Source organism: Leptotrichia hofstadii (assembly GCF_007990525.1).
In the GTDB taxonomy this organism is placed as follows: domain Bacteria; phylum Fusobacteriota; class Fusobacteriia; order Fusobacteriales; family Leptotrichiaceae; genus Leptotrichia; species Leptotrichia hofstadii.
The window spans coordinates 111,326-130,354 of record NZ_AP019823.1 but is presented as its reverse complement, the minus strand read 5'-3'; the positions used below and the strand labels follow the sequence as shown (position 1 = coordinate 130,354).

Genomic DNA, 19,029 nt, shown 5'->3' with positions numbered 1-19,029 from the left:
TTCTCAGTTTTTTTCAAGAAAAAAAAATAATGTAAAGGCATCGTATAATTAAGCACAAAACTAATTTTCTTGTTGAAATTGATTTTTTTTCTTGCTATAATCATAGCAAAACTATTTTAAGATTAAACTCAAAAGTTATGACTGATTTGCTCAAATCCTAGTTTTGTCTAATTTAAGTTAATTTTGAAGAAGTTTACGATATAAATAATAAAAATGAGGTGTTACGATATGAAAGTAAAAATGATACTGCCTGCTCTTACAGAAGCTGAAAGCCCATTCTGGCGTCCTGTCAAATACTCCTTATTCCCTCCATTGGGACTGGCAACACTTGCAGGGTATTTTTCAGAAGATGATGAAATTGATTTGCAGGACCAGCATGTAGAAAAGTTAAACTTAGAAGATAATCCTGACCTGGTTATTATTCAAGTGTATATTACAAATGCTTACAGATCTTATAAATTAGCCGATTATTACAGAAAGAAGGGCAGTTACGTAGTATTAGGAGGACTTCATGTGACTTCATTGCCTGAAGAGGCGCTGGAACATGCCGACACTATAATGATTGGACCGGGAGAAGACATTTTTCCTAAATTTTTACAGGACTTTAAAAACAAAAATCCGCAAAAAATGTATATTTCTACACACAGGACATTAATTGGAGCACCTCCTGCACGAAGAGACTTGATAAAAAGGAATAAATATCTTGTACCAAATTCTATCGTTGTAACTAGAGGCTGCCCTCATCATTGTGATTTTTGCTACAAAGACGCTTTTTACCAGAATGGAAAATCATTTTATACTCAGCTTGTCGATGATGCGCTAAAAGAAATTGACAGGCTGCCGGGAAGACACCTGTACTTTTTAGATGACCATTTATTAGGAAATCCTAAATTTGCCGCGGAACTTTTTGAAGGAATGAAAGGAATGAACAGGCTGTTTCAAGGCGCGGCAACAGTTGACTCAATACTTACGGGAGATTTAATAGAAAAGGCCGCTCAAGCTGGATTAAGAAGTCTTTTTGTAGGATTTGAAACATTTTCCCCAGAAAATCTGAAATCCAGCAATAAAAACCAGAATTTAAAAAGAAACTATGAAAACGCAGTAAAGAGGCTTCACTCGTTGGGAATTATGATAAACGGGAGCTTTGTTTTTGGATTGGATTACGATGACAAGGACGTTTTTAAAAGAACTGTTGAATGGGGAGTAAAAAACGCCATAACAACTTCCACTTACCACATTCTAACTCCTTATCCAGGAACAAGGCTGTTCAAGCGTATGGAAGATGAAGGCCGAATAATAACAAGAAATTGGGATTTATACGATACAAGGCACGTTGTCTACAAAACCAGAAATATGACTGCCGATGAAATTGAACAAGGCTATAACTGGGCATACAAGGAATTCTACAAATGGTCAAATATATTTAAAGCAAGCGGAAATCATGAAATATCCAAACATAAGTTAAAACACTTTTTTTATACTGCTGGCTGGAAAAAATTTGAGCCTTTCTGGAATTTCATAATAAAAACTAGACACTTAAACAATATGACTCCCGTGCTTGAAAGCATACTAAGCAATGTCAGAAAAAATAAATAAAATAATAAAAATTAAATGAGCTTAGAGTTCTGAAACTATAATCATTCGTTATTTTTAAGTTAATATTAAAGCAGTTTTATTATATGATAAATTGAAATGTTTAAAAATAGAGAGAAAACCATTTTTTATTTATTGATGGCTTTCTCTTTTTTATTTTTTGAAATTGTTTTTTCCGGTTTTTTGAAAGGTTACCTATTTTTTTGATTCAATATATGCTCATAGTATTCCTTATATTTTTTTCCTATATTTAGCAAATCTCTTTCTTTAGCAATACTGTATGCTGTTTCTGTAATTTCATCCAAGTTTTCCACATTGTTTTCCACAATATTTCTTATTTTTTGGCAGAATTCCTCGTTAGTCCTAGCCTTAAAGCAAGTTTTTCCATCTTCCAGCCAGTCTTCATACACAGGAATATCCCTTACTACAAGCGGTAATTTAGCCGAAAGCGCTTCTAATACTACAATTCCCTCATTTTCTTCATAAGTCATAAACAAAAAGGCTTTTGCAGCGCTAAATGCTCCAATTAGAATATCTTTATCGACATAGCCTGGAAAAATTAGATTTTTTGGCGGATTTTCAATGATTTTCTGTATTTTGTCAGGAAGCATTGATTTTACGCTTGACGATCCAAACCAAAGAAATTGATAGTCACTGCATTCCTGTGCCACTTTTACAAAATCTTTTATCCCTTTTCTTTCAAAAGGCAGTCCAGCTGTTATAATTAAGGGTTTATTTATGTCATACACTGATTTGTATTCATTTAAAAATTTTTCTTTTAAAACTTCATTTTTATTAAATTTATTTATGTTTACACCGTTTGAAATTACCCTAATTTCTTTGTCCTTTTCTAAATATTTTGATTTTATAAGATTTTTTGTATATTCTGACGGAGAAATCAAATAATCCGCTTCATTATATAATTTCTTTGTCCAGAATTTTATAATTGGCGACAGGACATAGCTTCCCTTTATACTTCCACGAAAATCTTCATAAGTTGTATGTGTGTGATAAATTACAGGTTTCCCTTTTTTCTTTGCCTGTTTCAACACTTCATAAGATTTTAGTGCAACGGTATTTATATGTGCCAAATCATAATCATCTTCAGGATCCTGCGTAACTTCAATATTATTTGCTCCAAGGGCTTCTACCTGATGATTTAAGGCTTGTCCAACGCCGGATTTGCTGAAGGAACTTTTCCCCTCTGAATATAGTAAAACTTTCACGACTATCATACTCCTCTATTGTTTTTTTGTAAACTGCTTCTACTCGTTCTCCAAATTTCTGTGCTGTGTAATCTTGTGAAGCGACAAAAGCATTTTCGATAATTTTTTCTCTAAATTCCTTATCTTCTTTTAAAAGCATTATAGAATTAATAAATTCTTCTTCAGTTTTATAAACAAGTCCTGCCTCATTTTTTACAAGCAAATCTTCCAGATTTAAGTCATATCTTGCCACGACAGGTGTTTTGGCAGCCATTGCCTCAACAAATGTAAGTCCTTGCGTTTCCGATATGCTCGCATTCAGAAATACATCTCCCATCTGATAATAAGCAGCAACTTTATCATGTGGCACTTCCCCTGTAAAAATAACTCTATCTGAAATACCAAGATCTTCAGCTTGTTTCTTCAAGTCATCCAAAATTCTTCCACGTCCAACAATCATAAATTTAAAGTTTTCATCCTTAATTTTAGAAAACATATCAATTAACAAATCAATACTTTTTTCTTCGGCAATCCGCCCAATATACACACAAAGAAAATCACTTTTCTCTATTCCAAAATTTTCTCTCATAAATTCCAAATCTTCATCGGAATAATTTCCACGATAAAATTTATCCAATTCCAGTCCAGTTGGAATAATGTTCATTGTCTGATCAACACCATAAGAATACAAAATATCTTCAACTTTTCGTGTAGGTACAATTAGAGCATTACATTTTTCACAATAAAACTTACTAATCGCAGCCGCAATCTTTTTACCAGCCGAAACAAATCTTGAACCAAAAATATAATGTGTGTAATATTCATATAGTGTATGGTATGTATGAACAAGCGGTATTTCCAAATTAACCGCAGCAAATCTTGAAAATGTCCCTACACCCCATTCTGTCTGGGAATGAATAATATCTAACTCCAGTCTTTTTATTTTTTTTATTATTTTTGAAGAATATATCATTCCTAGCCGATACTGTGGCAACGGCTTAAATTCCATACTTGGTATTCGTAAAACATTAGGCTCGACTTGAGGTGCATCAGGATCAGTCGTAGTAATAATATACACTTTATGCCCCAACTTTCTAAGCTCCTTCTCAAGCGTCATAATCGAACTCACAACCCCATTTACCTGAGGTCTGTATGTATCTGTAAATATTCCAATTCTCATTTTTATATTTCTCCTTCTATAATAAAGCCTTATTTCAATTTTATTTTTACTCTCTTGAAATTTTTTTTAGGCTACTATAAATTTTCACACAAATAATCATCTTTTATTCTATATCTTATTATTTTTTTATATAAGTTCTATTTTAATTTAAATAAAAAAATTTTTATCTGCTAATTTTTAGGGATTTCCAAGAAGAACTTACCTATTTTCCCCATTCTATAATCTTTCATAAGCCTTCTCGAAATAATTTCATAGTTATGTTCATCATTTTTAGAAACACCAAGCCGTTTTTCCAAAATTTCCAGTATCTTATGGTTTTCCAATCCTAAAATCTCCTCATTAGTTATATATTCTTCCAAATTATACGCTTTTACAAGATTGTCTATTTTTCCCAAATCCTTTAATTTATCTAAAAATTTAATTGCAACATTCTCCAATTGCAATACATTGTCCTTTATTGAACCAGTGATTGCTAAATTATAAGCCACTTCATCATCTTCAAACTTTGGCCACAAAACCCCTGGTGTATCCAGCAGTTCCAATTTTTCATCAATTTTTATCCATTGCTTACCACGTGTAAATCCTGGAGTATTTCCAACTCTTGCTTTATTTTTATTCACAAATTTATTAATAAATTTAGACTTCCCAACATTAGGAATCCCAACAATCATAGCTCTTACTTCAGTTTTACGAAGTCCTTTTTTTTTCATTTTTTCTAATTTTTCTGCATAAATCTTGTCTGTAATTTTTCGCAGTTCATTAAAATTAGTTCCTTTCTCTACACTCAAAGCTACAAAATAATCAGAAAAATTATTTTCCAGAAAATAATCTTCCCAACTTTTTAATTCCTTGCTATCAATCAAATCTACTTTGTTCAGAACAATAATCTTTTTCTTATTATTTGCCAGCTTTGAAATATCTGGATTTTTACTAGAAATCGGAATTCTTGCATCCAAAATCTCAATCACAATATCAATTATTTTGAGATTTTCGACAATTAAATCCTTTGTTTTTTTCATATGTCCCGGATACCAGTTTATATTCATTCTTTCATTCTCTCCATTTTCTCTATAAATTTTTATTTTTAATCCTAAAATTAAGATTAATTTTAAAATTAAAGATAAAAACTCAATATTTTTAAACTTTTCTAACCATTTATCCAACTGTTTTTTTATTTCTACTTTAGATATTTTTATTAATAATGTTTTTTTCTATCTTTTTTATACTTTTTTTATAAAGCAAAGGGGAACAGTCGCCATCCCCTTTGCAATCCCCGCTCGTCTAAGCATTTTTTGGAAACAAAAATTAAACTCGCTTCGCTCAAACAGTACTTTTTGTTTCCAAAAAATCACGACAATTTTAATTTAACTACAACAAATAGTTTAATTAAAATACTTAAAATAAGAAAAAGTAATTATTAATTAATATGTCTTATACTATTCCCCGTTTAAATAGCGAATATTTAATAAATTTTGAATTACATACTATCATTAGTAAAAAATTAAAATTTTATAACTTCTATTGACATTAGGCTGTGTCTGAAAACTCAAAATCTATGTTGTTTTTAATGTTTTTTTGATTTTATAAATTATACAAATCACAATAAAATCAGTGTTTATTATTTTTGATTTTGAAAAAATTTGTTAAAAATTCATCATTTTGAGAATTTTCAGACACGCCCTATTAAATTACTCTATTTTTGTTATTTTTAAATAAATACCATCATCATTTATTGCCCTTATAAATAAAACAATTTCTCCCTTAATTGGCTTTTCCTCCAACTTTTCTATAATTTCAGAAACATTTCCACGGATTATTTCTTCATAAATTTTGGTAAGTTCCCTTGTAATTACAACGTAACGTTCTCCCAGATATTCTTTTATATCTTTTAAAGTTTTTAAAATTCTGTTGGGGGATTCTAAGATTACAATTGTCCGTTCTTCTTCCTTTAATTTATTGAAAAGTGTCTGTCTGCCTTTTTTCTTTGGTAAAAAGCCTTCATATGCCATTCTTCGCATATCCAGCCCTGAAATGCTTGCACCTGTTACAATTGATGAAGCTCCTGGTATTCCAACGACTTTTATTCCTGCTTTTAAAATTTCATTTACTAACTCAAAGCCTGGATCTGAAATACACGGCGTTCCAGCGTCTGTTACAAGTGCGATTTTTTTTTCATCTTTTAAAAGATTAATGATATTTATAATTTGATGAAGTTTGTTATGTTCATGATACTGGTACACCGTTTTTTCAATTTCATAATGAGAAAGAAGTTTTTTAGTGACTCTTGTATCTTCTGCAAAAATATAATCAACTTCCTTCAAAACTTTTATTGCTCTAAAAGTTATGTCTTCTAAATTTCCAATTGGCGTACCAACAACATAAAACATATATTTCTCCTAATTTTAATTTCTTTTATTAATTTTGATAACGATTATTTTCTTTTTCCTGTTCCACTTATTTTTTTATTCATTTCTTCAATTGCTCTTTTTAGTTGAACATCCCCAGCTGAAATAATTTTAGCCGCTTCTTCTTTACCTTTATCTTTTATAATAATATCTTCTATTTCTTTTTCTCTATTTTTTCTAGCTTGTTCACTGTCGTTTGCATACCCTTTTAATGCAAGCAGTTCTTCCATTTTTACTTCTATATCAGGCTCAATTCCTTTTTCATGAATATAGTTCCCTTTTGGCGTAAAGTATTGGGCAATAGTAAGTTTTATGGCATCCTCTGTTTTCAAAGGTATAACTTGCTGAACGATTCCTTTTCCAAATGTTTTTTCTCCGATGATTGTACCACGTTTGTAATCTTTAATTGCACCTGTTACAATTTCAGAAGCACTTGCGCTTGCTTTATTTGTTAATACGATTAATGGAAAATTACCTAGATTTTTTGAAGTTCTGTTATAATTTCTCTGCTGTCCATTTTTATATTTTAAGTAAACGATTAAATCTTCTTTTACAAAAAGTGAAGAAATATCTTGTGCTTCTTGTAATGAACCTCCTGGATTAGAACGTAAATCCAATATTAATCCTTTCATTCCTTTAGCTTGTAAATCTTTAATAGCTTTTTCAACTTCTGCTCCAACGTGATTTCCAAATCTTAAAAGACTCACGTAACCAATGTTATTTTCAAGCATTTTGCTTTCAACCATTTCCAGTTTAATTTTAGCTCTTGTCAATGTAAATTTGATTGGCTCCTTTTTACCTTCCCTAACTACTTCCACATCAACTTTTGTTCCTTCCTTACCTTTCAGAAGTTTTACAGTTTCATTTGCTGTAAGTGGTAAAATATCTTTTCCATCAACTTTTATAATTCTATCTTTTATTTTTATTCCGACTTTTTCAGCTGGACTTCCGATAAATGGCGAAACAACTTCAAGAGCTTCCCCTTTTTTCTTGTTAATGCTCATTCCAACTCCAACATATTCACCTTCCATATCTTCAGAAAAGTCTGCCAAATCAGCTTTAGACAAATATTCTGAATAAGGATCCTTAAGTCTGCTTACAACTCCTGCGACAGCTCCTTCATAAAGTTCCTTTTTGCTTGGAGTTTCTTCCTTTCCAACATAATTGTTTTCAATAATATTTATTACATCCACAATTCTGTTCAGCTCTGTTGTGTCTTTTGAATATCCGGCACTTGTATCCTTGTCATTTCTTGTTGTTTTTATTATAGTGGTAGCTGCAAATAAAGGCATGCTTACCAATATAAGTCCTAATACTGCCTGCATTATTTTGTTCTTTTTCATTTTTCCTCCTAATAATATGCTTTAGCCAATTATAAAAATATGAAAATCCAGCATTTATCCATAATAAGCTGTGAAATAAATCCCTATAACCGACTTCTGTATTTAAAACTTTATGCTTTAAATATTATATTCTGCTGCTTTTTCCAATAAATTCATTACCTATGGAAATTTTAGCAGCATTAAGAACTCCTTATTCCCTTTTGCCCCTTTTATTGGAGAATCTTCAACACCAATCAGCTCGTATCCGTGTTCTTTTGAAAAGTGAATTATTTTTTTTATGGCTTCATCGTGATATTCCTCATTTTCCACAACACCATTTCTGCCAATTTTTTCCCTTCCAACCTCAAATTGCGGCTTAATTAACATTACAGCCTTCCCTTCTTTAGCGAGAAATTTCTCAAAATAAGGAATAACCTTGGTTAAGGAAATAAAAGATACATCTATTACAATAAAGTCAACCTTTTGATTTTCAACATCTTCTGTCTTTAAGTCTTTTATATGCATTTCCTCCAGCGAGATTATCCTGTCATCATTCCTCAGTTTCCAGTCAAGCTGATTTTTTCCAACATCAACGCTATACACACGTCTTGCCCCATTTTGCAATGCACAGTCTGTAAATCCTCCAGTAGATGCTCCAATATCAAGAACAGTTTTATCCATAAAATCCAGATTCCAGATTTTTATTGCCTTTTCAAGCTTTAAGCCTCCACGGCTTACATATTTCAATTTATCTTTTATCCGGATATTTAGTTCATCATTATCCTTGAATATTGTTCCAGCTTTTGTTACAACCTGCTCATTCACAATGACATTTCCTGCCATTATTTCCCGCTTTGCCTTTTCCCGTGTCTCAAAATACTCCTTCTCCACAAGAATTAAATCCAATCTTTTTTTCATTTCTTTCTCTTTCCAGTTTTCTAAATAAAAGATAGCTCCAGTAAAGCTAATTTAAAATCAAGCCTAGAAATTGAGCTATTTTATTAAAATTCTAATTTCCCCATCTTTCGACAGTTTTATATGAAAGGAATTGAATATATAATAAAACACATCTCTTATTTTTCTATTTATTTTTGATTACTAAAATCATATTTATCCAAAAGCACGGTAAAACCGCTTTAAAATCAGATTGAAAATTACAAGTCCCTGTTTACGTTCCAAACTTGCTTTAAATTTATCAATTTAATTTTGAAATGATTCCAGCATATTTTAATAAACTTATTTATTTTATCATATTTCAAGCTATATTTCAAATTTTTTGCTCTGCTATTCTATCTTGCTTTACTAACTTCTCTTGCTTCTTTAAATAAAAAAAACTACTTGACAAATTTTATAAAAAATGATAATATTATATTGAAATCAAGCTATTTTATTAAATTTAGGTATTTCGCTATCTCTAAGTGAAATAGCTATAATTTTAGAGCTGCCATTCATGGTAGCTCCTTTTAATAATTAGAAGACAAAACAAAAGGACATTACACTTTCATTAATGCCCTTTTTTATTTATTCTTTATTCTTTAAAATTTCTGCAAAATCCAGAATATCATTTACAACAATTGGATTTAAATTAGTATTTTCCAATTTTTCAAGGCTTTTCAGTCCATAGCCTGTTTTTATTAAAACGGGAGTGATTCCCAATTTTTCTGCTGGTATCAAATCAGTTGGCCTATCGCCTATCATAAAGGAATTTTCTGTATCAATATTAAATTCATCTATTGCCAGCTCAAAATTACCAGTTTTCGGCTTTCGGCAATTACATTCAATGCCATATTTTCCAGCCACATTTGGATGATGCGGGCAAAAATATGATTTTTCAATTTTTATCCCATTTTTAAGCAAATCTTTTTCAATAAAATCCTGTAATTTTAAATAGACTTCCTCTGTGTAAAAGCCTCTCGCAATTCCAGACTGATTTGTTATAATCACAAATTTATAGCCTAAATCACGTAATTCCTGAAGTCCTTTAATTACATTTTTTTCATATTCAAAATCCTCTATTTTGTACAAATATGATTTTTCTACGTTTATTACACCATCTCTGTCCAGCAGGATAAATTTATTTTTCATAAAATTATATTCCTTTTTATTAAAATATTCACTAATTTACTTTATACTAACTTCCATTTAAATAACGAATTTTTTACAAACTTTTTTAATAAAGGGTATAAATCTAATATTTTTAAATAATTAAATTTTTCAATCAAATTCTAGTACAAGTAACCTGTCGGAGCATTTTTCTGTGTGGCAACGAGCAATCCTGCGAAAATAAAAAAGTTGAATGATTATGATGAACACCCCTGTTATAAAAATTTATTTTCGTTTTTAAACGAGATTTAGTATTAAATTTGTTGAATTTTATTATACAATCTATTTTATAAAATAGGTTTTAAAAGAATTACTAAATCAAAATTGTAAGGGCATGTAGTGTGATGCCCTTACGTTAAGTTAATTCATTACAACATCTCTTATAAAGAACTCTCCACCAATTGATACAAATCCTAGATTTTTAACTTTTGGATTTACTAAGTAAAGTTTTTGTTTTTGAAATAAGATTGTAACTGGTTGTTCTTCAGAGATAAGCTTTTCCATTTCTAGCATTGCTGGAACTCTTACTTTTGGATCAGCAGAGCTTTTTACAATTTTAGTTAATTCGTCATATCTTGCGTTTTTGAAATCTCCACGGTTGTTTGCATTTGTGCTTTCAAATAAATCTAAATATGTGATTGGATCTAGGAAATCTCCAGTCCAGTTCATAAGAGCAACTTGATAGTCACGTTTTTTAGTTCTTTCAACACGTTCCTTACCTGTTACAACATCCAGTTCGACATTTGCTCCTAAGTTATTTCTCAAGTTTTCTTGAATGTATTCGACAATAGCTTTTCTGCTTCCTGTGTCATTAAATAAAATTTCAAATCTTGGAAGTTCTGTTAATCCTTCTTCCCTAAGTCCTTCTGCTAGTAATTTCTTAGCTTCTTCAACATTGAATTTAGGCTGGTCAGTTGTAACTTCCTGTGCAAAATCTTTTGCAATGCCGTTTAGTCCGATTCCAGTTGGAGTGAACGCTTTAGTCGCTTTTTCAGAGCCTTCAAGAACTTTGTTTATAAGTTCATCTCTATTTATTGCCATAGTTATTGCACGTCTTACTTTTGCATTTTTAAATACATTTTCTTTTGTGTTGAATAGCAAGTAGTAAATTCCGCCATCATCAGCTTTTACAAGTTCTGGTTTTCCAGCAAATTCTTTTGCTTGTTCAAAAGTTATAGCAGTTACATCAACTTCTTTGTTTTTAAAAGCATTAACAGCTGAATCTGTAGCGATTATTTTTAATACGACATTGTCAGTTTTTACATTAGATGCGTCCCAGTAGTTAGGATTTTTTTTGAATTTTAATTCTGAGTCGTGAGTCCAGCTTTCCATAGTGTAAGGACCGTTTGAAATTGTGTATTCAGCATCTGTAAAGTATTTATCCTTTACTTCGTTGTAGAATTTTTGGTTTAACGGCATAAATGATTTGAACGTAACTAAATCATCAAAATATGGAGTAGGTGCTTCCAAAGTTACTTGTAATGTTTTATCATCAATAACTTTTATTCCAACTTCATTTTCTGAAGCTTTTTTAGCATTGTATTTTTCTCCATTTTTTATTACAAATAACATACTTGCATTACTTCCTGCTGTGTCAGGATTTAATCCACGAAGCCATCCAGCTTTAAAGTCCTTTGCAGTAACAGGATCTCCGTTGCTCCATTTCACACCGTCTCTTAAATGGAACGTCCAAACAAGTCCGTCTTCTGATTTTTCCCATTTTTCAGCAATACCAGCTACTGATTTTCCAGTCTTGTCTTTTCTTAAAAGACCTTCTAAAATTAATTCATCAACAGTTCCACCAGGAACGTCTGTTGTTATTTGCGGATCAATTGACGATGGTTCTGTAACAATATTTAATGTAAATGTGCTGCCATTACCTCCATTTTTATTTCCGCACGAAAGGGCAAACATTAGCAATGTCAATATCAAAAGCAGTTTTTTCATTGATTTATTTCCTCCTATTTTTAGATATTTTTCTAAAATTTTAAACTACTAAATAAGGGGTATAACACGATACCCCCTATAATTTAACTTATTTTAATGATAGATTTCCAAAATAATATTCTCCACCAATTGCAACAAATCCAAGTCCTTGAACTCTTTCATCAACTAAATATTGTTTTTCTCTGTGGAAAAGCACACCAACTGGTAAATCTTCTGCAACTAATCCTTCAAGTTTAATAAGTGCAGGAATTCTGACATTTTGATCTGCTGTACCTCTGACAGTTTTAACTAAAGCATCATATTGAGGGTTTTTATATGAACCATAGTTAGTTCCACCTGTTGATTCAAATAAATCTAAGTATGTGATTGCATCAGGGTAATCTCCAGACCATCCTGCAAGAACTAAGTCAAAGTTTTTTTGTTTCATTCTTGAGAATCTTTCCTGAGCAGTCATTATTTCCAGATTTAATTCAATACCTAAATTTTTTCTTAATTGTTCTTGAATGTATTCTGCAATAACTTTATTATTTCCACTTTCATTAATTAACATAGACATATCAGGGAATTTTGCTGCTCCTGTTTCCTTCAGTCCTTCTGCCAATAATTTTTTAGCTTCCGCAGGATTGTATGTTAATGTTGAAGTAGGAACTTGTTCTGTAAAGTCCTTGTCATTTAATCCTTTTATTCCTATTCCTTTTGGAACAAGAGTTTTTGCTGCTGTTCCATATCCATTTAATACATTTTTTACTAAACCTTCCCTGTCAATTGCCATAAGAAGAGCTTTTCTAATTTTTACATTTGCTAGTGTTTTGTTGTTAAAGTTAAATAATAGATACCATACTGATCCATCGTTATTTGAAACCATTTTTGGATTATCCTTAAATCCTTTTGCTTGTTCAGCTGTAATTGAAGTTACATCTACTTCCTTGTTATTAAATGCATTTAATGCTGAATTATTATCAGGTATTATTTTGTACACAATATTTTCAACTTTTACATTAGGTGCATCCCAGTAATTAGGATTTTTTTTGAATACTATTTCTGAGCCATGTGTCCAGCTTTCCATTGTGTAGGCACCTGAAGATATTGTTTTTTCAGATTCTGTAAAATATGAATCTTTTGTTTCATCAAAGAATTTTTGATTTAACGGCATATAAGTTTTGAATGCTACAAGGCTGTCAAAATATGGAACTGGAGTTCCAAGTTCTACTTCCAAAGTTTTATCGTCGATAACTTTTATTCCAACTTCTTCTGCAGTTCCTTCTTTTTTATTATATTTTTCTGCATTTTTTATTGGATAAAGCATGTATGCGTATTCAGAAGCTGTTTCAGGTTTTAATGCACGAAGCCATCCATTTTTAAAGTCTTGGGCAGTAATTGGATCACCATTGCTCCATTTTAGATTATCTCTTAAATGAAATGTCCATTTTAATCCATCAGCCGATTTATCCCAGCTTTTAGCAAGTCCTGGCTCAAATGTTCCATTTTTCCCTTTTCTAGTCAATCCTTCCATTAAAAGATCGTTGACAGTCCCTCCCATTATTTCCGTTGAAATTTGTGGATCAATAGATTTTGGCTCATCTGTCAGATTTAAAGTAAATGTTTTGCTCCTTCCTCCACCTTTTCCACAAGCTATGATGAAAACTAACATCATCAATAAAAATAACATCTTTTTCATAAAAATTCTCCCTCTATAATTATATTTTTTACAAACAAAATCATTATAAACAAGTTTAGAGACATACATTTAAGCAATATCCTAAACTTGCCTTTATCAGTTTAACTATTTTATGTAAGTATTATCAAGTACAAAATCTTTTCCTATTGGACTGAATACAATATTATGAACTCTTGGATTCAGTAATTTTGTATTTTGTCTATAGTAAAGTAATCCCACAGGCATATCTTCTGCAATTATTCTTTCCATTGCAATCATATCTTTTACTCTTTCTTCCTGATTTCCAGAGCTTTTAACTTTTTTCACAAGTTCATCGTAACGAGGGTTCGAGTAATCTGAATAGTTGTTTCCATCTTTTGTCAGGAATCTGTCCAAGTAGGTAATTGCATCATTATAATCTCCGTTGTAGCCTGCAAGTGCAATTTCATAATCTCTTTGCTGCATTTTATCCAGTCTTGACTGGAATGTCATTCCTTCAATTTTAAGGTTTACTCCTAAATTTGTTCTCAAACTTTCCTGAATATATTCAGAAATAACCTTATTATTTCCAGAATCATTGAAAATCATTGTCAAATCAGGTAATTTTTGTAATCCTAACTCTTTTAATCCTTCAGCTAGCAATTGTTTTGCCTTTTGTGGATTGTAAGCTGGGAAAATTTTTCCTGCTTCTTCAGAGAAATCTTTTGAAATACCGATGATTCCTACTCCTTTTGTAGTATAAGTATAAGCCGCTTCTCCTGTATTGTCAAGAACATCCGTAATTAATTTTTCCCTGTCTACTGCAAGTGACAACGCTTGCCTGATTTTTTTGTTTGCAAGAACTTTATTTTTCATATTATACGTCATATACCATACAGAGCCGTCTTTTGTAAGCAGTTTACGTTTATCATTTTTAAACTCTTTAGCCTGCTCAATAGAGATGTTTGTTGAGTCAATTTCTCTATTTTTAAAAGCATTTACGCTGGCATTGGCATCATTTATGAATAACATTTTTACAAATTTTAACTTGATATTATCCTTATTCCAATAATTTTCATTTTTTTCAAATACAATTTCTGAATCTCTTGTCCAGGATTTTATTGTGTAGACACCTGATGAAATTGACGTTTCAGGAGATGTCATATACTTTTCTCCAACTTTATCGTAGAATTTTTTATTAAGAGGAGCATAAGTCTGTATTCTTACAATTGAGTCAAAATATGTAAGCGGATTGTTCAATGTAACTTCCAATGTGTAATCATCAACAACCTTTATACCAAGCTGATTTTCATCTTTAATTTTTCCTGCATTAAATTGTTCGGCATTTTTTATGTAAAATAATTTGTCTGCATATTCTCCTGCCGTTTCAGGCTTTAATGCTCTAACCCATCCATCTCTAAAGTCTTTAGCTGTAATAGGGTCTCCGTTGCTCCATTTTGCATTTTTTCTCAAGTGGAATGTCCATACTGTTGAGTTATCGTTGTGTTCCCATTTTTCTGCCACACCAGGAAGAGATTTTCCATCTTCTGACTGCCTTGTCAATGTTTCAACGATAAGTGAATCCACAAATTCTCCTGTTGAATCATTTGCAAGCTGTGGATCATAAGATTTCCCCTCTTCCTTTAAGTTAAGCTTTAATGTTTCCGAATCTCCACCTTTTCCACAGGAAATAACGAAAGCCAGTAATATTGTAAAGATTAATAATATTTTCTTCATACCTGCACTCACCCTTTCTTTTTGTTCAAATAAATTTAGTAAATTTTTTTCGTTATTAATTTTAGTTATCCACTCAGATAATTTTGATTTGAATGGAAAATATAGATACTATTTTGTTATAGATGCGTTATAAAAATCAATAGAATCTCCAACTGAACGTATTACAACGCCTTTTAACTTAGGATTTATCAAATAAACCCCCACTTCGTAATAAAGTGTTGAATATGTAAAGTTATTTGCTAACAATTTTTCCGCTTTTTTCATCGCATCCATTCTAGTTTTATTGTCTTGATTAACTTTAGCCAAGTCAATTAATTTGTCATACTCAGGATTTGAATATTTAGCAAAGTTAATATCCTTTGCCTTTGAATGGAAAATTTCCAAATAAGTCATAGGATCTGCATAATCAGGTCCCCAGGCATATCTTACAATTTCAAATTCTCCAGCTTTTGCACGTGCAATTCTTTCTTTTTTAGTAAGAACTTCCACTTCCACATCAATTCCTAATTTATCCTTCCATTGAGATTGATAAAATTCAGCTTCCTTTTTACCAGTTCCATTTTCATCTACCAATAAATGTAATTTAACTTGTGCAGGAGTCATATTCAGCTCTTTTAGCCCTTCTTCAAACAGCTGTTTTACATTAATCTTTGCATACTCTGCAAATAAATCTCCAGATTCTTCCCTAAAATCGCCTTTTTCACCAGCTGTTCCGTTTGAAACAATTCCAGAACCTACAATTCCAGCTCCATTTAAGATACTATTTACAAGTTCTTTTCTATCAATTGCAAGAGATAACGCCTCTCTTACCTTTTGATTTTTCAGTACAGGATTTGACGTATTAAATCCTAAGTAATAGACTCTTCCATCAGGAAATTTATGTAACTCAGGTTTTCCCTCATAGTTTGCCATTTTTTCAACTGAAATTTTTGTCAAGTCTAATTCTTTATTTTCAAAAAGATTCGTAGCGGCTTCAAAGTCAGTTACAATTAAACCTGTAAGTGTGTCAACCTTTATATTTTTAGCATTCCAGTAATTAGGATTCTTTTTCATAACAACTTTGTTGTCGTGTACCCATGTTTCCATTATAAACGGTCCATTGTAAATAGACTTGTTAGCTTCAGTTGCATATCCATCTCCATTGGAAGCCAACGCCTTTTCATTAACCGGGAAATAGATTGGCATAATTAATGTCTTTAAAAAGAATGGTGCAGGTTGTGACAATGTAAATTCAAGCGTGTAGTCGTCCTTTGCCTTTATCCCAACTTTTTCAAAATCCTTTAATTTTCCAGTATTGTAATCTTCCGCATTTTCAATATAATAAGCAAGAAATGCATACTCAGAGGCTGTTTTTGGTTCTATTCCTCTTTTTATACCGTTGTAGTAGTCTTTAGCTGTAACTGGATCTCCATTTCATCCCTTGCCGAATTTTAAATGTCCATACTTTCCCATCGTCTGACTTAGTCCAGCTTTCAGCTCCAGCAGGAATAATGTCATTTTTATCATTCAATCTTACAAGGCTTTCGTAAGTCATGCTTGTAATAAAAAGTCCGCTCATATCAGTCAAAATTTGTGGATCTAATGAAGTCGGTTCAGCTTCCATATTGAATGATACCGAATTTCCAGCAGCTTTGCTCCCTTTTCCACAGGAAATTATAAACATTGATACAATTAAGTAAAATACTAAAAAAGTTTTTTTCATAGAATACTTCCTTTCCAAATCGTTTATTATATTTTTTTTACTTTATTTTATTAAATAAGCCCTTTTTCCTTTAAAAAAGAAGTTTCAACAAAATGTCCCGGCTTATATTCTGTTAATTCAGGAGTTTCAGGTATAATTCCTATTTCAGAGGCATCTCCCATTGGACTTCTCAAATATGATTCTTCCATATCAATTTTTGTTGTCTTCTTGAAATCAGGATCTGCTATTGGTACGGCAGAAATAAGTGATTTTGTGTAGCTATGAACAGGGTTGCTGTAAACAACTTCTGGAGTTCCCAGTTCTACTACTTTTCCACGATACATAACTGCTACTCTGTCTGAAATATATTTTACCATTGACAAATCATGTGCGATAAATAGTAAAGTTAAATTTCTTTCTTTTTGCAAGTCCTTTAACAAATTTACAACTTGTGCCTGAATTGATACATCCAGAGCCGAAATTGGCTCATCACACACTAATACTTCTGGATCAACAGCTAATGCTCTTGCAATCCCGATTCTCTGTCTTTGCCCTCCAGAAAATTCATGTGGGAAACGGCTTGCATGCTCCCTATTTAGTCCAACAATTTCCAAAAGGCTGTAAACTTTTTCCATTCTTTCCTGTTTTGAAGCTGCTAACTTGTGAATATCAATCCCTTCAGCAATAATATCTCCGACAGTCATTCTTGGATTAAGGGAAGCCTGAGGGTCTTGAAATATCATTTGCACTTTTTTTGTAAATTCTTTTCTCCCATAAGATTCTACTGGTTTTCCGTTAAATAAAATATCTCCATTTGTCTTTGTATAAAGTCTGCTGACAGTTCTTCCAAGTGTAGTCTTTCCAGAACCTGATTCTCCTACAAGACTTAAAATTTCACCTTTGTAAATGTCCATTGTAACATTTTCCACAGCCTTTAGGACTTGTCTTTTTTTCATTGGGAAATATTTTTTTAAGTTTTTCATTTCTATTAATTTTTCTTTTTTATTTTCGTTAACTGACATTATTTCCCCTCCATTCCTTCATTTTTTAATTCATCAGATTCCTCTGATTCAAAAGGAGATTTTATTTTTGGAGCACCGTCAACATAAAGCCACGATTTTACAAAATGTCCATTTCCTAAATCAATCATTGGAGGTTTTCTTTCATAGTCAATTTTCATTGCATATTCAGAACGTGGCGCAAATGGATCTCCTACAGGCGGTTTTAATAAATCTGGAGGAGTTCCCGGAATAGAAGCCAATTTTTCACCCATTTTCATATTCAGTCTTGGCAGAGATTTCAAAAGTCCCCAAGTATAAGGATGCTTTGGATTCTTAAATAATTCCCTTACAGGAGCTTCTTCCAGCTTTTCCCCGGCATACATGACAACCACTCTGTCAGCAGTTTCAGCAACTACTCCCAAATCATGCGTTATAAGTATTACAGCAATATTCAGTTCTTTTTTCAGTTCGTTTATTAAATCTAGAATTTGTGCCTGGATTGTAACATCCAAAGCCGTTGTTGGCTCATCACAGATTAATAAGTCTGGTTCACATGAAAGAGCAATGGCTATAACAGCTCTTTGCCGCATTCCTCCAGAAAATTCATGCGGATATTGATGAAATCTTTCTTCAGGTTTAGGAATACCAACTTTTCTAAGCATTTCAACGGCTTGCTGCTTTGCCTCTTCCTTTGTTACATTCTTATGAATCAAAATTCCTTCCATAATCTGCTTTCCAACTTTAATTGTTGGATTAAGCGATGTCATAGGATCTTGAAATATCATTCCGATTTTTCCGCCACGAAGCTCTCTCATTCTTTCAATGGAAGCCTTTACTAAATCTTCGCCTTCAAAAAGGATTTCCCCATTTTTTATTTCTCCTGGAGGCATCGGTATTAATCTCATAATTGTCTGTACGGTAACTGATTTCCCCGAACCAGACTCTCCAACAATTGCAAGTGTTTCCCCTCGGTCCACAGAAAAGCTAATACCTCTAAGAGCCTGAACCTCTCCAGCATACGTATTAAAAGAAACACTCAAGTCTTTTACTTCTAATAATTTTTTTCCCATTCTCTAATCCTCTCTGTATTAATATGGATTGTTATATATTTTAAAATATTAAAAAAACTTAGATAAAAACCTTTTTGATTAATAAATATTTTTTCTTTATTGAATTTATTAATTTAATTTATTTAAGCAAGGGTATCAATCGCCATTCC

General features: G+C 31.7%; 13 protein-coding genes and 1 pseudogene. 1 reads left to right on the top strand and 13 read right to left on the bottom strand.

What is annotated here, in order from left to right; all coding sequences use genetic code 11:
- The first annotated feature begins 213 nt into the window (after nucleotides 1–213).
- Nucleotides 214–1,596 (top strand): B12-binding domain-containing radical SAM protein, encoded by a 1,383-nt coding sequence (locus FVE77_RS00550; protein ID WP_232052934.1) that lies wholly within the window; start codon nucleotides 214–216, stop codon nucleotides 1,594–1,596.
- 188 nt (nucleotides 1,597–1,784) lie between these two features.
- On the opposite strand, the gene FVE77_RS00545 is transcribed toward FVE77_RS00550, so the two are convergent.
- The 13 genes and pseudogenes from FVE77_RS00545 to FVE77_RS00485 all read right to left on the bottom strand — a co-directional run bounded on the left by FVE77_RS00545 (nucleotide 1,785) and on the right by FVE77_RS00485 (nucleotide 18,880).
- Nucleotides 1,785–2,828, bottom strand: coding sequence for a glycosyltransferase family 4 protein (locus FVE77_RS00545; RefSeq protein ID WP_232052933.1), 1,044 nt, complete (start codon nucleotides 2,826–2,828; stop codon nucleotides 1,785–1,787).
- Entirely contained in the window at nucleotides 2,722–3,978 is a 1,257-nt protein-coding gene (locus tag FVE77_RS00540) for a glycosyltransferase family 4 protein (protein ID WP_026745434.1), read from the bottom strand. Before FVE77_RS00540 ends, FVE77_RS00545 begins: the two co-directional genes overlap by 107 nt.
- A 170-nt stretch (nucleotides 3,979–4,148) precedes the next feature.
- Nucleotides 4,149–5,024 carry a ribosome biogenesis GTPase YlqF gene (ylqF, locus tag FVE77_RS00535; RefSeq protein ID WP_026745435.1) on the bottom strand — a complete coding sequence of 292 codons (876 nt, stop codon included), beginning with the start codon at nucleotides 5,022–5,024 and terminating at the stop codon, nucleotides 4,149–4,151.
- A 642-nt stretch (nucleotides 5,025–5,666) separates the two neighbouring features.
- The gene (gene rsmI / locus FVE77_RS00530; RefSeq protein ID WP_051254453.1) at nucleotides 5,667–6,365 is read right to left on the bottom strand and encodes a 16S rRNA (cytidine(1402)-2'-O)-methyltransferase; all 699 of its coding nucleotides are present in this window, start codon (nucleotides 6,363–6,365) and stop codon (nucleotides 5,667–5,669) included.
- 44 nt (nucleotides 6,366–6,409) lie between these two features.
- Nucleotides 6,410–7,726: a S41 family peptidase gene (locus tag FVE77_RS00525; RefSeq protein WP_026745436.1), complete on the bottom strand. Its 1,317-nt coding sequence runs from the start codon at nucleotides 7,724–7,726 to the stop codon at nucleotides 6,410–6,412.
- Nucleotides 7,727–7,885: 159 nt separating this feature from the next.
- The gene (locus FVE77_RS00520; RefSeq protein ID WP_026745437.1) at nucleotides 7,886–8,623 is read right to left on the bottom strand and encodes a TlyA family RNA methyltransferase; all 738 of its coding nucleotides are present in this window, start codon (nucleotides 8,621–8,623) and stop codon (nucleotides 7,886–7,888) included.
- A gap of 603 nt (nucleotides 8,624–9,226) precedes the next feature.
- Entirely contained in the window at nucleotides 9,227–9,790 is a 564-nt protein-coding gene (locus tag FVE77_RS00515) for a D-glycero-alpha-D-manno-heptose-1,7-bisphosphate 7-phosphatase (RefSeq protein ID WP_026745438.1), read from the bottom strand.
- Nucleotides 9,791–10,168: 378 nt separating this feature from the next.
- Entirely contained in the window at nucleotides 10,169–11,755 is a 1,587-nt protein-coding gene (locus tag FVE77_RS00510; RefSeq protein ID WP_026745439.1) for a peptide ABC transporter substrate-binding protein, read from the bottom strand.
- Between the two features lie 88 nt (nucleotides 11,756–11,843).
- A complete protein-coding gene (locus FVE77_RS00505; RefSeq protein WP_026745440.1) occupies nucleotides 11,844–13,433 on the bottom strand; it encodes a peptide ABC transporter substrate-binding protein in 1,590 nt (529 codons plus the stop codon).
- Nucleotides 13,434–13,538: 105 nt separating this feature from the next.
- A complete protein-coding gene (locus FVE77_RS00500; RefSeq protein WP_026745441.1) occupies nucleotides 13,539–15,128 on the bottom strand; it encodes a peptide ABC transporter substrate-binding protein in 1,590 nt (529 codons plus the stop codon).
- 108 nt (nucleotides 15,129–15,236) lie between these two features.
- Nucleotides 15,237–16,662 (bottom strand): annotated as a pseudogene (locus tag FVE77_RS00495) (peptide ABC transporter substrate-binding protein).
- A 218-nt stretch (nucleotides 16,663–16,880) separates the two neighbouring features.
- Nucleotides 16,881–17,831 (bottom strand): ABC transporter ATP-binding protein, encoded by a 951-nt coding sequence (locus FVE77_RS00490; RefSeq protein ID WP_026745442.1) that lies wholly within the window; start codon nucleotides 17,829–17,831, stop codon nucleotides 16,881–16,883.
- A complete protein-coding gene (locus FVE77_RS00485; RefSeq protein WP_026745443.1) occupies nucleotides 17,831–18,880 on the bottom strand; it encodes an ABC transporter ATP-binding protein in 1,050 nt (349 codons plus the stop codon). Before FVE77_RS00485 ends, FVE77_RS00490 begins: the two co-directional genes overlap by 1 nt.
- Nucleotides 18,881–19,029 lie beyond the last annotated feature (149 nt).

What these genes read in the sequence shown, in the direction of transcription:
- FVE77_RS00550 (WP_232052934.1), top strand. Translation starts at nt 214, where the DNA reads ATGAGGTGTTACGATATGAAAGTAAAAATGATACTGCCTGCTCTTACA.
- FVE77_RS00545 (WP_232052933.1), bottom strand. Translation starts at nt 2,828, where the DNA reads ATGATAGTCGTGAAAGTTTTACTATATTCAGAGGGGAAAAGTTCCTTC.
- FVE77_RS00540 (WP_026745434.1), bottom strand. Translation starts at nt 3,978, where the DNA reads ATGAGAATTGGAATATTTACAGATACATACAGACCTCAGGTAAATGGG.
- ylqF (WP_026745435.1), bottom strand. Translation starts at nt 5,024, where the DNA reads ATGAATATAAACTGGTATCCGGGACATATGAAAAAAACAAAGGATTTA.
- rsmI (WP_051254453.1), bottom strand. Translation starts at nt 6,365, where the DNA reads ATGTTTTATGTTGTTGGTACGCCAATTGGAAATTTAGAAGACATAACT.
- FVE77_RS00525 (WP_026745436.1), bottom strand. Translation starts at nt 7,726, where the DNA reads ATGAAAAAGAACAAAATAATGCAGGCAGTATTAGGACTTATATTGGTA.
- FVE77_RS00520 (WP_026745437.1), bottom strand. Translation starts at nt 8,623, where the DNA reads ATGAAAAAAAGATTGGATTTAATTCTTGTGGAGAAGGAGTATTTTGAG.
- FVE77_RS00515 (WP_026745438.1), bottom strand. Translation starts at nt 9,790, where the DNA reads ATGAAAAATAAATTTATCCTGCTGGACAGAGATGGTGTAATAAACGTA.
- FVE77_RS00510 (WP_026745439.1), bottom strand. Translation starts at nt 11,755, where the DNA reads ATGAAAAAACTGCTTTTGATATTGACATTGCTAATGTTTGCCCTTTCG.
- FVE77_RS00505 (WP_026745440.1), bottom strand. Translation starts at nt 13,433, where the DNA reads ATGAAAAAGATGTTATTTTTATTGATGATGTTAGTTTTCATCATAGCT.
- FVE77_RS00500 (WP_026745441.1), bottom strand. Translation starts at nt 15,128, where the DNA reads ATGAAGAAAATATTATTAATCTTTACAATATTACTGGCTTTCGTTATT.
- FVE77_RS00490 (WP_026745442.1), bottom strand. Translation starts at nt 17,831, where the DNA reads ATGTCAGTTAACGAAAATAAAAAAGAAAAATTAATAGAAATGAAAAAC.
- FVE77_RS00485 (WP_026745443.1), bottom strand. Translation starts at nt 18,880, where the DNA reads ATGGGAAAAAAATTATTAGAAGTAAAAGACTTGAGTGTTTCTTTTAAT.